Annotated in this window: 1 protein-coding gene; it reads left to right on the top strand. The window is 61.6% G+C overall.

Features of this window, described 5'->3' with window-relative positions; translation table 11 throughout:
• Positions 1–245, top strand: a 245-nt coding sequence (locus tag KVS67_RS12645) for a DEAD/DEAH box helicase (RefSeq protein WP_217565514.1), incomplete at both ends; no start/stop codon positions are given.

Below are 245 nucleotides of genomic sequence, written 5' to 3' on the forward strand. Positions count from 1 at the left end.
GTTCGATGTCGTCGTCATCGGCGAGTTTCATCACGCCTCTGCGAGTTCCTACGAGGCACTCCTCCGCCACCTCAGGCCACGCGAGGTCCTCGGTCTGACGGCGACACCGGAACGCGCCGATGGGGTCAACGTCAAGGACCTGTTTGAAGGACGCATTGCCTCCGAAATGCGCCTCTGGGACGCGCTTGAGGCGGACATTCTTGTGCCCTTCCACTACTTCGCCGTGAACGACGACGTCGACCTTC

Source organism: Micrococcus sp. GbtcB5, assembly GCF_019091605.1.
Lineage (GTDB): Bacteria > Actinomycetota > Actinomycetes > Actinomycetales > Micrococcaceae > Micrococcus > Micrococcus luteus.